Origin of the sequence: Agrococcus sp. ARC_14 (genome assembly GCF_022436485.1) — a bacterium.
GTDB lineage: Bacteria > Actinomycetota > Actinomycetes > Actinomycetales > Microbacteriaceae > Agrococcus.
Window position 1 is genome coordinate 19446 of the sequence record NZ_JAKUDO010000001.1, and the last position, 16251, is coordinate 35696.

Annotated in this window: 16 protein-coding genes; 3 read left to right on the top strand and 13 right to left on the bottom strand. The window is 68.8% G+C overall.

What is annotated here, in order from left to right:
• Positions 1 to 13 precede the first annotated feature (13 nt).
• The 12 genes from MKD51_RS00110 to MKD51_RS00165 form a co-directional block, all read right to left on the bottom strand.
• A complete protein-coding gene (locus MKD51_RS00110) occupies positions 14 to 880 on the bottom strand; it encodes an ABC transporter permease (protein ID WP_240236820.1) in 867 nt (288 codons plus the stop codon).
• On the bottom strand, positions 877 to 1665 hold the full coding sequence (locus MKD51_RS00115; RefSeq protein WP_240236822.1) for an ABC transporter ATP-binding protein: 789 nt from the start codon (positions 1663 to 1665) through the stop codon (positions 877 to 879). The genes MKD51_RS00110 and MKD51_RS00115 overlap by 4 nt, the downstream gene beginning before the upstream one ends.
• Positions 1658 to 2410: an aldolase/citrate lyase family protein gene (locus tag MKD51_RS00120; RefSeq protein WP_240236824.1), complete on the bottom strand. Its 753-nt coding sequence runs from the start codon at positions 2408 to 2410 to the stop codon at positions 1658 to 1660. The genes MKD51_RS00115 and MKD51_RS00120 overlap by 8 nt, the downstream gene beginning before the upstream one ends.
• Positions 2410 to 3339 carry a hypothetical protein gene (locus tag MKD51_RS00125; RefSeq protein ID WP_240236826.1) on the bottom strand — a complete coding sequence of 310 codons (930 nt, stop codon included), beginning with the start codon at positions 3337 to 3339 and terminating at the stop codon, positions 2410 to 2412. Before MKD51_RS00125 ends, MKD51_RS00120 begins: the two co-directional genes overlap by 1 nt.
• Positions 3336 to 4244, bottom strand: a complete 909-nt coding sequence (locus MKD51_RS00130) for a DUF6282 family protein (protein ID WP_240236828.1) — start codon at positions 4242 to 4244, stop codon at positions 3336 to 3338. The genes MKD51_RS00125 and MKD51_RS00130 overlap by 4 nt, the downstream gene beginning before the upstream one ends.
• A 191-nt stretch (positions 4245 to 4435) precedes the next feature.
• Positions 4436 to 5932, bottom strand: a complete 1497-nt coding sequence (locus tag MKD51_RS00135) for an amidohydrolase family protein (protein ID WP_240236830.1) — start codon at positions 5930 to 5932, stop codon at positions 4436 to 4438.
• A 59-nt stretch (positions 5933 to 5991) separates the two neighbouring features.
• On the bottom strand, positions 5992 to 6369 hold the full coding sequence (locus MKD51_RS00140; RefSeq protein ID WP_240236832.1) for a hypothetical protein: 378 nt from the start codon (positions 6367 to 6369) through the stop codon (positions 5992 to 5994).
• Complete coding sequence (locus tag MKD51_RS00145) at positions 6369 to 7244, bottom strand: hypothetical protein (protein WP_240236834.1); 876 nt, start codon at positions 7242 to 7244, stop codon at positions 6369 to 6371. Before MKD51_RS00145 ends, MKD51_RS00140 begins: the two co-directional genes overlap by 1 nt.
• Positions 7245 to 7277: 33 nt before the next feature.
• Entirely contained in the window at positions 7278 to 8072 is a 795-nt protein-coding gene (locus MKD51_RS00150; protein ID WP_240236836.1) for a citryl-CoA lyase, read from the bottom strand.
• Positions 8069 to 9259, bottom strand: a complete 1191-nt coding sequence (locus tag MKD51_RS00155) for a CoA transferase (protein ID WP_240236838.1) — start codon at positions 9257 to 9259, stop codon at positions 8069 to 8071. Before MKD51_RS00155 ends, MKD51_RS00150 begins: the two co-directional genes overlap by 4 nt.
• Complete coding sequence (locus MKD51_RS00160; protein ID WP_240236840.1) at positions 9256 to 10512, bottom strand: MFS transporter; 1257 nt, start codon at positions 10510 to 10512, stop codon at positions 9256 to 9258. Before MKD51_RS00160 ends, MKD51_RS00155 begins: the two co-directional genes overlap by 4 nt.
• Positions 10513 to 10659: 147 nt before the next feature.
• Positions 10660 to 11451, bottom strand: a complete 792-nt coding sequence (locus tag MKD51_RS00165; protein WP_240236842.1) for an IclR family transcriptional regulator C-terminal domain-containing protein — start codon at positions 11449 to 11451, stop codon at positions 10660 to 10662.
• A 123-nt stretch (positions 11452 to 11574) separates the two neighbouring features.
• Between MKD51_RS00165 and MKD51_RS00170 the strand changes: the two genes are divergently transcribed.
• Positions 11575 to 12090: a DoxX family protein gene (locus tag MKD51_RS00170; protein WP_240236844.1), complete on the top strand. Its 516-nt coding sequence runs from the start codon at positions 11575 to 11577 to the stop codon at positions 12088 to 12090.
• 61 nt (positions 12091 to 12151) lie between these two features.
• On the opposite strand, the gene MKD51_RS00175 is transcribed toward MKD51_RS00170, so the two are convergent.
• Positions 12152 to 13462 carry an MFS transporter gene (locus tag MKD51_RS00175; protein ID WP_240236846.1) on the bottom strand — a complete coding sequence of 437 codons (1311 nt, stop codon included), beginning with the start codon at positions 13460 to 13462 and terminating at the stop codon, positions 12152 to 12154.
• Between the two features lie 285 nt (positions 13463 to 13747).
• Here MKD51_RS00175 and MKD51_RS00180 point away from each other — a divergent pair, with 285 nt between their 5' ends.
• The gene (locus MKD51_RS00180; protein WP_240236847.1) at positions 13748 to 15073 is read left to right on the top strand and encodes an MFS transporter; all 1326 of its coding nucleotides are present in this window, start codon (positions 13748 to 13750) and stop codon (positions 15071 to 15073) included.
• A complete protein-coding gene (locus tag MKD51_RS00185; protein ID WP_240236849.1) occupies positions 15070 to 16215 on the top strand; it encodes a zinc-binding dehydrogenase in 1146 nt (381 codons plus the stop codon). Before MKD51_RS00180 ends, MKD51_RS00185 begins: the two co-directional genes overlap by 4 nt.
• Positions 16216 to 16251: the final 36 nt, after the last annotated feature.

Here is a 16251-nt window from a genome sequence, read left to right on the forward strand (position 1 = left end):
AGGATGGGGGCCGTCAGGCTCCGGCGGAGCGGCTGCGCTGCTCCTCCGACCAGAACGCGAGTCGCTTGCCGAGGAACACGACCGCGTAGTGCAGGACGAGCCCGATGACGGAGAGCACGACGAGCACGGCGAACATCGTGGCGACGTCGAGCGAGGTGTTCGACGCGAGGATGACGTAGCCGAGACCCGCCTGTGCACCGACGAACTCGGCGACGATCGCACCGATGACCGCGAGCACGACGGCGACGTCGAGCCCAGCGATGATGCTGGGCACGGCGGTCGGGAAGCGCAGCTTCGTCAGGATCTGCAGGCGCGACGCACCGAACGATCGCATCATCGCGATCTGATCGCTGCTGGTCGAGTTGAATCCGAGCGTGGAGTTGATGAGGATCGGGAAGAAGGCGATCAATGCCGTCGTGAGGATCTTCGACTCGATGCCGAACCCGAACCACACGAGGAAGAGTGGGGCGAGTGCGACCTTCGGCACTGTCTGCAGCACGACGATGATCGGCAGGAAGGTCTTCTCGGCCAGCTTCGATGAGCTGATGATGATCGCGACGAGGAGTCCGAGCACGACGGCGATGGCGAATCCGAGCAAGATCTCCTGCAGCGTGACCCAGGTGTGCCGCCAGAGGGTGCCCGAGGCATAGCCGGACCAGAGTGCCTGTGCGACCCGCGAGGGGGCGGGCAGGACGATCGACGACACCGACATGACGCGGACCACTACTTCCCAGATGACCAGCAGCGCGACGACCGCGATGCTGGACAGCAGCGCGCCAGGCAGGTCTGACAGCTGTCGACGCCGAATCTGGCTTCCGGGCGTCCGTCGGACGACGATGGCGGTCCGCGCCTGCGCGCCAGCCTGCTGCTGCGTTGTCATGCGGACACCTCCGTGCCGTCGAGGACCTGCCGGATGTGGTGGGCGATCCGCCCGAACTCCGGGGTGTTGATGGTGTCGAGCGACCGTGGACGCGGCAGATCGACGTCGACGACCGCCGCGATCCGGCCCGGACGTGGTGTCATGACGACGACGCGGTCAGAGAGCACGACGGCCTCCGAGATGCTGTGCGTCACGAACAGCACGGTCTTGCGGTCGCGGTCCCAGATGTCGAGCAGCTCCATGGTGAGCTGGTCGCGCGTCATCGCGTCGAGCGCACCGAACGGCTCGTCCATGAGCAGGATGCGTGGGTCGTGCAGGAGCGCGCGAGCGATGCCGACTCGTTGCTGCATGCCTCCGGAGAGCTCGAACGGGTGCTTGTCCGCGAACTCGGTGAGGCCCATCACCTCGAGCAGCTCCCGAGCGCGCTGCGTGTCGCGTCGCCGCTGCGCTCGACCTTCGAGTGCAGAGGGAACGAGCACGTTGTCCAAGACGGTGTGCCACGGCAGCAGCAACGCTTGCTGGAACACCATGCCCGTGGCGCTCGCCGCAGAGCGCGCCTGCGCGGTGTACTCGAGGTCGCCGCCGGTCAGCGGCTCGAGCCCCATGATGAGCTTGAGCATGGTGCTCTTGCCGCAGCCGCTGGGGCCAACGAGCGACACGAACTCGCCGTCGCGAACCTCGAGGTCGAAGTCTTCGACAGCGATCGTGCCGTTGGGGTACTGCTTCGAGACACCGTCGAACCGCATGGCGATCGCAGGGTCGAGGGTGTCGGTACGGTCAGCCATCGGATGGCTCCTCTCGGGCATGGAGGCTGCGCACGACGTCGTGGGCAGCGGTTGCGAGCATCGTGACGTCGCTCGCACAGATGACGAAGTCGAAGCCGGCGGCAGCCCGAGCGAGGGCGGCGGCGGCCGTGCACGCGGTTCCGGCGAGCACTCCGGCCCCTCGCGCGGCAGCGATGACGCCGGCCGCGACGTCGGCCGCGTTCGGGAGCTCGCTGCGGCGCGGGTCGAGCTCGAGGTCGGCGGGTCCGAGCATGAGCGCGGCCAGCCCTTCGACGCTGGCGATGGCGGAGGCATCGCGCACAGCTGCGACGCTCTCGATCTGCGCGACGACGCCGCCGCCCCCTCCGAGGTAGGCATCGCGCTCGCGCAGCCCGAACCCACCGGACCGCGACGTTCCGCCCGAGCCTCGTGTGCCACGGGGTGGGAAGTGGCTGCTGGCGACCAGGCCCTTCGCCGTCGCGACGTCATCGACGTGCGGGGCGAGGATTCCTGCGGCACCGCCATCGAGCAGACGCTGGATGCGGGATGGGTTGGCGTCGGGGACGCGCACGAGCATGGGCATCCCGAGTGCGCGGCCGACCACGAGGTGCTGCTGGACGGATGCCGTGTCGAGCAGCGTGTGCTCCATGTCGACGACGGCGAAGTCGAACCCGGCCGCGTCAAGGATCTCGACGCTCTCGATCGCGGCGAGCTTGATCCACGCGCCGAACGCCGTCCGCTCGGCGACCCCCTCACGCAGGAGCATCACTCGCCAGCCTCGGGCTCGGGATAGTCAGCGGCATTCAGCACCCAGCCCGGTCGCGCGGAGAAGTCGGCTCGCGGGCCTGCGAAGACGTCGACCATGCAGTTGGCCGCATCGCCCACGGCCTCGCTCGTGTGCACGAGCGGTGGCGGGATCACCGCGATCGAAGGGCTTGCGCTGACGACGTGCTCATCCGCTCGCCACTGGGTGCGGTCCTTGCCCCAGTGGGCGCGGATGTGGTGCACATAGGTGCCCTCGTACGCGATGCTCAGCTGCTCGAAGTCGTCGTGGTCGTGGGGCGACAGGGCTCGCGGATCGCGAGGACCGACGCGTGGATAGAGGACGTTCACCATCACATGGCGGTTGCGGAAGATGCGACCCATGCGATCCGGTGACTGCTCGATGTCCTCCAGGTCGGCATAGACGCGCAACCGGTCGCCACCTCGGGGCGGCGGCCACGGCGCTTGCTTCGCGATCGAGGCGGGCGCCGGCTCGTACAGCTCTCGATTGACGGCCAGCTCGAGCAGGTCGGATGCGCTCGTGGCGTGCAGCCGGAGGACGCGAGCGTCGCCCGCGGTGCTGATCCGCCAGCGGCCGGGCGGCACGATCACGATTCCCATTGCTTCCACCGCGACGCGCTCGTCGTCCGTCTCGACTTCGACAGGGCCGGCAGCCGAGAGCACCAGCAGCATGACCTCGTCGACGTCCTGTCGTTCGAGAGCATCGCCGGCGACCAGTTCGGTCCACGCCACGACGACGTTCTGGGCGCGCACGACCCAGGTGCGCGACCCTCTATCGGTGCTGGCGGCGTGTGCGCTGCGGTCGAGCTCGTAGTGCTGGAAGGGCAGCACATCGTCCCCCACCGCGCGAGTCGCAGCCGCGTCGACCCCGAGCTGCGATCGCGGATCGTCCGCGGCGTAGACGGCGGTCACGACGCCACCGGTGCCGGTCGGGCCGCGTCCAGGCCGAGCACGAACGCGGCGTTGTGGCACATCAGCTGCTGCAGCTCGGGCACGGAGATGCCTCGGGCGAGGAGCTCGAGTCCCACTCGCTGGAACGCGTCCACCGGCATCGGGCGGCCGCGCTGACCGAGATCCGAAGACAGCACCGTGCGGTCAGGACCGATCCGGCGGATCCACTCGACGAGCGCATCCGGATCCCACTTGCGGTACCCCTCCGGGTCGTACATTCCGATCTCGTGCTCGATGTAGACCCCGAGGTCGGCCATCGACTCGCAGAGCTCCGGGGCGGCGTCCACCACGAAGTCGGGGTGGCTCATCACCATCCTCCGCACGCCACGAGCGCGAGCCTCGGTCGCGACGCGCAGGCTCTCGCGAGGCTCGAGGTGCCCGACCGACAGCATGGCGTCGCTCTCCTGGACGAGCTCGATGACCTCGAAGACCTCGGGGAGGAGCTCGCCCGCGTCGTCCACGACGTCGACGATGCGGTTGGGGATCTCGATATCGGACTCGGGGAATCCGTGATGCTCGTTCTCGACATGCTGTCGGCTCGAGAACGTCGGAAACCAGACCGCCCGTCCCCCCATCCGCAGACTCATCGCCACGGCGTATGGATTGATGCCGCCGATCTGCGCGTTCATCGCAACGCCGCCGAAGACTGGCGTGGTGATGTCGGCGAGCTCGCGTCGCATCGCCAGCAGGTCCATCACGGTGTTGTGGTGATGCGACTTCACGAGGATTCCGCGCATGTTCAGCCGTTGCGCGTCTCTCGCTGCCTCGACGTGATCGAACTCACGGGCGAACGGGTTCGGGCCCGAGTGGCAGTGGAGATCCACCGCTCCATCGAGCACCTCGGCGATCGGCGGGTGGGTGCTCACGCATCGTCTCCTTCGACGTCATTGCGGCGTCCGTGTTCGGACTACCGCATCCATGTTCACATGGTGACCGCCCAGAGTCAATTCCCCCGGCTGATGAGCCCCTGTCGCGCCCACAGGCGCGCAGCCCGAACACGAACGAGGCGCCGCCTCCCCGAAGGAGAGGCGGCGCCTGATCCAGCGCAGCTGTGAGCTCAGCCCTCCTGCACACCCGCTCCGCTCGACTGCGGGGCCTGCGTCTCGTAGGCATCGTGCGTCGAGCTGTCGCGGTAGTCGGTGTACATGTAGGGGTTGTCGAGCACCTTCGTCTCCGGGATGTCCGGGTTCATGCCCGCGCGCCAGGTCTCCTCGCCGAGCGTCGAGCGCAGGTGCTCCACGGTGTCCGCGAGCTTCGCGCGCAGCGCCGGGAGGTCGGCGTCGACCAGCTTGCCCTCGTGCTTCTTCACGTCGCCGCCGACGAGCACGGTGTGCACGTCGCCGCGCCCCGCCTGCATCGCGATGTGGCCGTAGGGGTTGACCATCGGGAACATCGTCGGCGAGCTGTCGTTCTTCAGCAGCACCACGTCGGCCAGCTTGCCGACCTCGAGCGAGCCGAGCTCCGCATCCATCCCCACCGCCTTCGCGCCGCCACGGGTCGCCCACTCGACGACGTGCTGTGAGCGCAGGTGCGAGTGCGTGATCGTCTCGCCCTTCTCGTGCGCCGACAGGTGCTCCCACGAGCGGTCGGCGCCAAGGGTCGTGCGCATCGCCGAGAAGAGGTCGGCGCTGAACCAGGCGCTCGTGTCGACCGACAGCGAGACCGGGATGTCGTGCTCGCGCAGCGCGTGCGATGGCGGGTAGCCCTGGCCGCAGCTCTGCTCGCTCTCGGTCGACAGCGACACGATGCCGCCGGTCGCCGCGATGCGCTGGTACGAATCCTGCCCCAGGGTCGCTGCGTGCACGTAGACCGTGCCCGGCTCCATGAACCCGTGCTCGTGCATGAGACGGATGCCGTCGTCGTTCGTCGCGCCCCACACACCCGCGTGGGTCGTGACGCGCACGTCGAGCTCGCGCGCCACCTCGAAGGCCGGCTTCTCGGGGAAGGCCGGATCGCCCGTGACGTCGAACGCCAGCTGCACGCCCGCCAGGCGCGAGTCGCCGATCGCCTGCTCGACCACCCGGCGATATGCCGGGTCGGCCGTCCACTCCCACGGGCCGGCGAAGATGTTGCCGAAGCCCATCACGTAGCGGCCGGGCGCGTTCACGAGCGCGTCGATCGCCGCCTCCGCGTGCTCGACCGTCTGCAGGCCGTGCGACCAGTCGACGGTCGTGGTGATGCCCGACTCGATCGCGTCGAGGGTGCTGAGCGCGTTGCCCGCCCAGTAGTCCTGCGGCCGGAAGGCCTTGCCGTGCTCGAGGTAGTACCAGACGAAGTACTGCGTCAGCGTCCAGTCCGATCCGTAGGCGCGCATCGCCGTCTGCCACATGTGGCGGTGCGAGTCGATCATGCCTGGCATGACGATGCCGCCGGTCGCGTCGATCTCGAACGTGCCGTCCGGCACGGTGAGGTCGGCGCCGATCGCAGCGATCGTGCCGTCGACCAAGAGCACATCGGATGCGTCGTGGACGGTGCGGGCGTCGTCCATCGTCACGACGGTGCCGCCGCGGAAGACGATCGGGCGGCCCGCTTCGGGCACCTGGGTGGTGGTCATCACATGCTCCTCTTTGAGAATGTCTGCCGTGGATCGAAGGCGATCCGGATGGGTTGGGGTCAGAGCGCGACGGAGGGGTACTGCTTGCCGATCCAGTGCGAGAGCTTGTCGCGGTACTCCTTCTGGAACGACAGCGGGCCGCTGCGCTCCATGTAGTCCATCTCGTAGACGCCGATGTAGATCGTCAACGTGAGGAAGTAGTGCGCGCCCATCTCGAACAGGGCGACGTAGTCGTGCTCGACGAGCGCCCTGCGCTCCTCGGGCGTGAGGGAGACGACGCTCGAGCGCTCCACCTGCTGCCCCCACGGACCGAGGAAGGGAGCGAGCTCCGCCTCCCACCGCGCGACCATCGCCTCCGGGTCGGCCTTGTAGACCGCCAGCAGCTCGGCGTCGCGGTCGACCTGGAACAGGAACTTGTTCACGGCGTACTTGCTCATCACGCCACCGCCTTCCGGGGGTCGCCATCCGGGTACCAGGTCATGTACATCTCACGCGTGTGATAGAGGTCGAGCTGATCGACATAGGCGGCCCGCTCGGGGCCGGCGATGCCGAGCATCAGGACGAGATCGAGGAAGCCGGGCGTGGCATTGCCAGAGGCCGACATCGACTCCCACGTGACGTTCTCGAGGATCGCCTCGATGTCGCCGGTCGCGAGCCACTCGATGGCCTGCAGGTCCCACTCGGGGTCGGGCCCGTGCTCCTCGAACATGCGCGGCCCGCCCAGCTCGAGCGAGAGGTGACCGCTGCCGATCGCCGCGACGCGCTTGTCGCTCGGGAACTCGTCGATGATCTCCCGGATGGCTCGGCCCAGATCGTAGAAGCGCTTCGGGCTGGGCAGCGGGGGCGCGAAGATGTTCGTGTAGATCGGCACGATGGGCAGGTCGCCCTCGGGTCGCGTCGTGATGATCGGGCAGATGATCGAGTGGTCGATCTTCAGCTCGTTCGAGACCGAGAAGTCGAAGCCGCGGTCGAGCAGCCCCTGGAACATGAAGCCGGAGAGCTCCTCGTGCCCCTCGAGCTCGTAGGTCGGCATGCCGAACTCGCGGATCTCGTTCTGGAACGTCGCGTCGTAGCGCGGCTGCTTGCCGATCAGGAAGGTCGGGTAGTTGTCGTAGAAGAACTGGTGGAAGTGGTCGGAGCCGACCATCACCAGCAGCTCTGGCTCCGCAGCGGTGAGGGTCTCGCGATACTGCTCGACCTTCGACTTCCACTCTGCGGCCTGGGGCATCTGCTCCTCGGGCGGCGTCAGCTCTGTGGCCTTGTAGAAGAACGGGTGGTGCGTCGTCGCGAGCACCGCAGACAGGGTGGCCATGCTTCTCTCCTTCGAGGTTCGTGGATGCGTCGGCTACTGCGCCGGCGGAACGTAGGTGGCGTTGCGGTCGACCTCGGCGTAGATCGCCGGGCCGACCGGGTTCTGCTGCTCCTCGGCGAGGTGGCCGATGAGCCCAGCGGTGCGGGCCAGCAGGGCGAAGCCGCGCAACAGCCCGAGCGGGAGGCCCGCGTCGGCGAACGATGCGCCAGCGACGCCCGCGCCGTTGAGCGGCAGCGTGCGGCCGAGCACCTCGGGGTGCACGCGGCCGATGGCCTCGAACAGCGACAGGTGCGGTCCGAAGACCTCCGCCTCGCGGGCGATCTCGAACATCACCGGCGTGCGCGGGTCGCCCTGCTTGTGCACCGGGTGGCCGAGACCGGGAACCATGCGGCCCTCGGACTTGGCCTTCGTCAGCACGTCGCGAGCCAGCGCATCCCACTCGTCCTGCGTGTACCCGCTCGTGTCGCCCAGGTCGACGAGGTTGGCGGCGAGGAACTGCCCGCAGTCCTCGGTCACGCCGAGGAAGCGCGAGCCGCCACCCAGCAGACCCGCGGCGATCGCACCCTGGATCGACTCGGGCGCCGAGTAGTAGGTCATCCGCGCCGCGATCGCCGTCGGCGTGTAGCCGTGGTCGGCGAGCGAGACGAGCGCTGCTTCGAACACGCGCAGCTGACCGGGCGTCGGGCGACGCTTCGTGGCCAGCCAGTAGGCCAGCTCGCCGAAGCTCACCTTGCCCAGCACGTCGTCTGCCAGGTCGAGCCCCAGCAGCTGGATGCGGTCGGTGGTGGATGTGCCGATGCCGGTCGGGTAGGAACGCTCGTCGCTCATGCCTCAGTCTCTCCCTCTGCTGGTGCCGTCAGCCAGGCGCGCAGCTCGTCGGCGTGCTCGCCCAGCGTGGGCGGCGGCAGCCTGTACTGCGGCTCGGTCTTCGAGAACGTGATGGCGTTGCGGATCATCGGCACCGCGCGATCACCCTCCCCCACCGTCACGACGGGGTTCAGGCCGAGTCGCTCGGCGAGCTGCACGCCGCCGTCGATCGTCTGGATCGGGCCGCACGCGATGCCCGCCTCGGTGAGGCGGTCGAACCACTCGGAGATGGTCGCGTGACTCAGCGCCTCCACGAGGATGGGTCGCAGGGCATCGCGGTTGACGTTGCGGCCGTCGGTGGTCTGGAACCGCTCGTCGTCGAGCACCTCTGGGATGCCGAGCGTCTGCGCGAGTGTCGCGAACTGCCGGTCGTTCGCAGCGACGACGATGATCTCGCCGTCGGAAGCGGGCAGCGGCTCGTAGGGGAACAGGCTCGGGTGCGCATTGCCCATGCGGAACGGCACGGCGTCGCCGGCGACATACGTGGACGAGTGGTTCGCCATGCCGGCGAGCGCGGTCGAGAGCAGGTTCACCTCGACCCGCTGCCCCTCGCCCGTGCGGTCGCGGTGGCGCAGCGCCGAGAGGATGCCGATGACCGACTGCAGGCCGCTCATGATGTCGAACACCGAGACGCCCGAGCGGTACGCGGGGCCGTCGGCCTCGCCCGTGAGGCTCATGAGCCCCGACATCGCCTGCACGATGAGGTCGTAGCCGGGCAGGCCGGCGCCGCCAGCGCCGCCGAATCCCGTGATCGACGCATAGACGACCGAGGGGTTGTCCTTCGCGACGGTGTCGTAGTCGAGGCCGAACTTGTCGAGCCCGCCGGGCTTGAAGTTCTCGATCACGACGTCTGCGCGACGCGCGAGCTCCTGCGCCAGCGCGCGGTCGTCCGCGTCGCGGAAGTCGAGGATGAGGTCGCGCTTGTTGCGGTTGATGCCGAGGTAGTAGGTCGAGACCCCGTCACGCTCCGGTGGACGCCATCCGCGTGTCTCATCGCCGATCGGCGCCTCGACCTTGATGACATCAGCACCGAAGTCGCCGAGGATCTGCGTCGCGAAGGGACCTGCGAGCACCCTCGAGAAGTCGGCCACGAGCAGGCCGTCGAGCGGCCCGGCGGATGTGTGGTTTGCATCGATGGGGTCGGTCACGCCTTGATCCTCCTGATCATCTGGTCGGTGCGCACCAGCAGCATCAGCAGCGCCCCAACGATCGAGACGCCCACGACCTGCACGAGGCCCGCGCCCGACCAGCCGAGGCCGCCGACGAGTGCGCCGAAGATCGTGCCCGAGAACGCGGCGGCGACGTAGTAGGTGAGCACGAAGATGCCCTGGCCGCGGCCGACCCGCTCGGGTCGCACCGAGCGTTGGAGCGCGGTCGAGATGTTCGTGAACAGACCGCCGCTGGCGAAGGCGCCGATGAGGAACGAGAGCACGTACTGCGTGACCGGCTCCGTCGCGGTCGTGTACATCGGCCAGGCGACCAGAGCCGTGCCGGCGAAGCTGACGAGCAGCACCCACTTCTGCGGGAAGCGGTCGCCGAGGTATCCGAAGAGCAGCGCGAGCATGGCGCCGAGGCCACCCATGGCGACCGCGACGCTCGACTGACCCGGGTCGAAGCCGAGCGACTCGGTGAGGTACGTCGGGTACAGCCCGAGGTAGCCGTAGAAGACGACGCCGGCGAGCGCGGCGCCGAACCCGAGCACCACGGTGTTGCGGTTGAGCAGCGCGGCGGGCACGAAGTCGAAGGCGTCGGCGGCCTCGATGCCACCTCGACCCGCGGCGGCCTCGGACATGTCCCGCTTGACGAAGATCGAGATGAGCAGCGCCATCACGACGCCGAGCAGCGCGAAGAGGATGAACGGCGCGCGCCAGGTGCCCAGATCGGTCGCGAAGGGGACGCCGATGAGCGGTCCAAGGAAGATTCCTGCACCGAAGGCCACTCCGACGAAGCCCGCAGCGAACGCTCGGCGGTGGAAGAAGAACGCGCCGATGATCGCGTAGAGCGCCGTGGCCTGCACGCCCTCGCCGATGCCGGAGAGCAGGCGGTAGGCGGCCATGTCCCAGAAGCCCTGCGAGACAGCGACGAGGCCGGTGCCGACCGAGAAGACGATGACGCTGCCGAGCACGATCGACTTGCGCGAGAAGCGATCGACGAGGAAGCCGGCCAGGAACCCGGCGATGGCCAGGCCGAGCGTGAAGCTCGTGGCCAGGAAGCCGGACTCGACGAGGGTGAGCCCGAGCTCTTCACGGATCTGTGGGAGGAGCGGATAGAAGACCTGCCGGTCCATCGCGTTCAGCATCCATGATGCGCAGAGCACGGCGAAGCCCACGCCGATGAGCAACGGCGAGAGCTTCTTCACCTGCGTGCTGGCGCTCTCCGAGGCGTCTGTGACAGTCGTCATGCGTGTTCTCCTTTGAACCGTGTCCGCTAGTCGGACATTGCGCCGTCATACGGACAGTGCGCGACCATGGCGATCGTAGCCCTGCGCGCGGCGGAGTGTCAACGAGGCATCAGACACGCACCCCAGCGAGGCGCGCCGAGGGTCGGGCTACGCGATCTCCGCTGGGATGCGCGAGCGCAGCGCGTGGTCGACGCTGAGGTCGGCCGCGGCGCGCAGGAGGTGCGGCAGGTGCTCGTCCTGCAGCCGCTCGATGCTCGTCTCGGCGGCGTGGGCATTCACGTTCATCGCCGCGAAGACCGTGCCGTCCGCACGCCGGATGGGCGCCGCGACGGAACGGATCGCGGGCGCGAGCTGCTGGTCGGAGATCGCCCACCCCTGCGAGCGCACCTGCGCGAGCACGGCATCGAGCTCGTCGCGACTCGGGTGCCAGGTGGGTTCCACGCCCGACCGCGACGGCGTCGCGAGCACGGCGTCGACCTCCTCGTGCGAGAGGCTCGAGAGCAGCACCTTGCCCAACGAGGTCTGCGCTGCGGGGAATCGGGTTCCCACGGCCACGGAGAGGGTGACGAGCTTGGGCACGGCGACACGTGCGACGTAGACCACATCCGAGCCGTCCAGCTGGGCGATCGACGACGACTCGTTGGTGTGATGCACCAGCGCGCGCAGGCGCGGCATCGCCGCCTGCCAGAAGTCGACGCCGCTGAAATAGGCGACGCCCAGCTCCAGCACGCGCGGAGTCAGCTCGAAGCGGCCTCCGTCGACCACGACGTAGCCGACCTGCTGGAGCGTGATGAGGATGCGGCGGGCGGTGGGTCGCGCGAGGCCGGAGCTCTGCGCCACCTCGGCGAGCGTCTGCGATTGCGCGCCGTCGAACGTGCGCACGACGTCGAAGCCGCGTGCGATCGCCTCGATGAAGTCGGGGCTTGTCCTCTCGCGCATCGCAGTCCTCTCTGGTCGGCTCAGTGTAGTCGCCGCCGTCGGCTGGTTGACGAGGCAACAAGCGGCGGCTACTCTGCGGACGAACGTACGCTATGCGTACAACCTTGCGATGAAGGATGCTCGATGGAGACGGATCTTGGCCTGCTGCTGCTCAGGCTCGCGCTGGCGGCGCTGCTCGCAGGCCACGCCTGCCAGAAGCTCTTCGGTTGGTTCCGCGGTCGCGGCATCCGCGGCACCGCGCCGCTGTTCGAGGCGGACGGGCTGCGCCCAGGAACCGTGATGGTGACCTTCGCCGGGCTGACGGAAGTGGGTGCGGCAGGGCTGCTGGTGCTCGGCCTCGCGATGCCGCTGGCCGCGGCGATGGTGATCGGCGCGATGGCGGCCGCGATGGCAACGCTCTGGCCGAAGGGCCTGTGGGCGCACCTCGGCGGCTTCGAGGTGCCGCTCACCTATGCGATCGTCGCCTTCGTGCTCGCCTGCACCGGCCCCGGCGCCGTGTCGATCGACGCCCTGCTCCCCTGGCAGCTGCACGGCCCGCTCTGGGCGATCGGCGCTGCGGCGCTCGCTCTGGCGCTGGCCGCTCCCCTGCTGCTGCGGGTGGCCCGGCACCGTCGGGCAGCAGACGGATCGGTTCGTTGAGGAGTCCGCTGCGACGCGATGCAGGCGCGAAGGGGGGCGCTCAGCCCTCCTCCATCGCATGTCAGACCCGCTTGCCAGGCGCCGTCTCCGGCGCCAGCCACGCCGACACCAGCGACACCAGCGCGGTGACGAGCACGAAGACACCGATCGCGAGCGTCGTGTCGAACGCCGTCAGCAGCGCGATCGAGGCGACCGGCACGAGGCCGCCGAGCGCGCTGGTCAGCTGGAAGGCGAGCGACGATCCGGTGTAGCGCAGGTTGCGCGGGAAGAGCTCCGGCAGGAAGGCGCCCTGCACGCCGTACATGATCGCCCACGTGAGGATGCCGACGGCCACCGCGATCACGATAATGGGGGCCGACGCGGTGTCGAGCAGCGGGAAGAAGACGAAGCCCCAGACCGCGGTCGCGATCGCGCCGAGGATGTAGAGCGGCCGGCGCCCGACCCGGTCGGAGAGCCGGCCCGTGTAGAGGATGACCGGGATCGACAGCGCGCTGCCGATGACGAGGCCACTGAGCACGATCGAGGTGTCGACGCCGATCTGGCCCAGGTAAGTGACGCTCACGATCGTGAAGACGTAATAGCCGCTGAAGACGACGGCCGAGGCGCCCATGCCCAGCAGCAGCGCCTTCCACTCGAAGCGGAAGACATCGGCGACCGGCACCTTCGCGACGTTGCCGGCGGCCTCGAGCGCCTTGAACACCGGCGTCTCCTCGAGTCGCAGGCGGATGTAGATGCCGACGATCAGCAGCACGGCGCTGGCGATGAACGGCAGGCGCCAGCCCCAGTCGAGGAACTGCTCGTCGGTCGTGGCAGTCACCGTCAGCAGCACCGCGCCGTTGGCCAGCAGCAGACCGAAGGGAGAGCCGAGCTGCACGAAGCTCGTGCCGCGGCCGGCGAGCTTGGGGTCTCCGTTCTCGGAGATCATGAGCACCGCGCCGCCCCACTCGCCACCGACGGCGAAGCCCTGCACCAGCCGCAGCACGACGAGCAGCACCGGCGCCACGATGCCGATCGCGCCGAAGGTCGGCAGCAGGCCGATGGCGATGGTCGCGACGCCCATGATCACGAGCGTCGCCATCAGCGCCTTGCGGCGACCGATGCGATCGCCCAGGTGACCGAACACGGCAGCACCGACGGGCCGCGCGAAGAAGCCGACCGCGAAGGTCGACAACGACAGCAGCAGGCCGATCGCCGGGTCGTTGCCGGGGAAGAACAGCATCGGGAAGACCAGCGCCGAGATCGTCCCGTAGACCAGGAAGTCATAGAACTCGAGCGTGTTGCCGACAACGCTCGCGACCATCACGCCCTTGGGTGAGAGTCCACGGCCGGATGGGTTGTCAGAGACTGCGTCCGGGCTGACGGTCCTGGTCATGGCGTTCCTCCGCGTCGTTGCGAATCCTTCGGCTCGCACGACCGCACAGCGCAGCTGCACCGAACGCACGATTGTCGGGCAATCATACGTTCGTGCTCGTGAATGGGCAACGGCGATCTGCGAGCCCACGAATTGCCAGCATCTGCCGCGCTTTGACAACACCGGAGTCGTCTGCGAGGGTCGGTTCGTCAGACAATCTGACGCACGACACTGCAGTCGAACTCGGATCAAGGAGGCTTCGAGCCCATGGCGTCCACGCCCAAACGCCCCGCCAGCCCACGTCGGGTGGCCACGGCCAGCCTGGTCGGCACCACCATCGAGTGGTACGACTACTACATCTACGGCACCGCGACGGTGCTGGTCTTCAACCACCAGTTCTTCCCGTCGCTCGACCCGACCGCCGCCACGCTCGCGGCCCTCGCCACCTTCTCGGTGGCTTACATCGCGCGCCCCCTCGGCGGCGCCCTCTTCGGCCACTTCGGCGACAAGCTCGGCCGCAAGAAGATGCTCGTGCTCTCGGTGCTCCTGATGGGCGCCGCGACCCTCGCAGTGGGCCTGCTGCCCGACTACAACGCCATCGGCATCCTCGCCCCAATCCTGCTGGTGCTCTTCCGCTTCCTGCAGGGCTTCGCGGTCGGCGGCGAGTGGGGCGGCGCCGTGCTCGTCGCGCTCGAGCACGCTCCGGCGAGGCAGCGCGCCTTCTACGCCAGCTTCCCGCAGGTGGGCGTGCCGCTCGGCACCTTCCTCTCCGCCGGCACCTTCGCGCTCATCACCATGCTGCCCGCCGAGGATGTCCAGACGTGGGCATGGCGCATCCCCTTCTTCGCCTCCGTCGCCCTCGTCTTCGTCGCCCTGTGGATCCGACTGCAGGTCACCGAGACGCCGGAGTTCCTCGACGTGCAGCAGGACAAGCGCGAGCAGCGGGTGCCTGCGCTCGAGATCCTCAAGAAGCACAAGCGCTCGCTCATCACCGGCATGCTCAGCCTGCTGCCGAACTCGATCGTCTTCTACCTGCTCACGGTGTTCCTCATCTCCTGGGGCCCCGACAACGTCGGCATCACCTCGCAGCAGCTGTTCATCGCGCTGATGATCTCCGCGGGCATCGCGGCACCGCTGCTGCCGATGTTCGCGACGCTCGCCGATCGCTTCGGGGTGCGGCGCATCCTGATGATCGGCGCTGCCCTCATCGCCGCCTACGGGTTCCCGCTCTTCTGGCTGTTCGAGACCGGCAACTTCTGGGCCATCACCTTCGCCATGGCGCTCGGCATCGCCGTGCTGCACAACCTCTACTACGGCGTCCTCGCCTCGTTCATGGCGAGCCTCTACCCGGCGGAGGTGCGCTACAGCGGCACGGCGCTCTCCTACCAGCTGGGCCAGATCATCTCGTCGGCACCGGTGCCGATCCTCGCGACCCTGTTCGCCTCCGGCGGCTCGACCGTGGGCGTCTCGATCTACGTGATCGTCGCGGGCCTGGGCGGTCTCGTCGCCGTGGCGCTCGCGCCAAAGATCCTCGAGGAGCAGCTCGCCCGCGACACCAGCACCGCGCCGAGCACTGCGGATGGGTCGGATGCGTCGGTCGAACGGAGCTACGACAGCGAGGCCCGCCGATGACGGCCGGGCTGACCGTCGCAGGCACCGCCGATCGGGCTGCAGAGCTCGCACCCGGCTTCGGCCGGCTGGCGAACATGGTGGAGCCCGGGCGGCTGGAGTACGTCGACTACCCGCTGCCCGAGCCCGGTCCCGGCGCACTGCTCGTGCGGGTGCTGCGCGCCAACGTGTGCGGCTCCGACCTGCACACCTGGCGCGGCAAGCACCCGGTGAAGAAGTCGGGCGGGCTCGGGCACGAGATGCTCGGCGAGGTGCTCGCGATCGGCGCGGGCAGGCCCACCGACAACCGCGGCGAGCCACTCGTGGTCGGCGCCCGCGTCGCCTACACCTACTTCCAGACCTGCCGGCGCTGCGCGCAGTGCCTGCGGGGGCAGCTGAACCTCTGCGACAACGCCTACGAGCACTTCGGCAAGCAGCCCGACGAGGCGCCGCACTTCCACGCGGCATTCGGCACCCACTGCGTCGTGCAGCCCGACCAGCACGTCTACGTCGTGCCGGAGGCGCTGCCGGACGTCTCGGCAGCGGGCGCCAACTGCGGCCTCAGCCAGGTGCTGTTCGGCATCGACCAGGTGGGCATCGCCTACGGCGAGACGGTGCTGGTGCAGGGCGCCGGCGGCCTCGGGCTCAGCGCCATCGCGGTGGCGAAGGAGCGCGGCGCTGCCCGCGTGGTCGTGGTCGACGGCGTCGACGCGCGGCTCGAGCAGGCCACGCGGTTCGGGGCGGATGCCGTCATCCGCCTGCAGGACCACGACGGCATCGAGGCGCTCACCGAAGCGGTGCGCGCTGCCTTCGGCGGTGCGCAGCCGGACGTCGCGATCGAGGTCGCCGGCGTGCCAGCTGCCTTCGCCGACGGCCTGCAGCTCGTGCGCCGCGGCGGCCGCTACCTGGTGATGGGCAACCTCTCCCCCGGCACGACGGTGCCCTACGACCCGGGCCTCATCACCCGGAAGGCGCTCACCGTGCGCCACGTCGACCGCTACGACGGGCGCTACCTGTGGCAGGCGCTGCGGTTCCTCACCGACCACCGCGACCGCTACCCCTTCGACACCCTGGTCGACGCGGAGTTCCCCTTCGAGCGCATCGAGGAGGCGCTCGTCGCCTCGGCGGAGCGACGCGTCACGCGGGCTGCGATCGTGATGGGATGAGCAGACGCATTGCTCCACGACTTGACAGATTGTCCG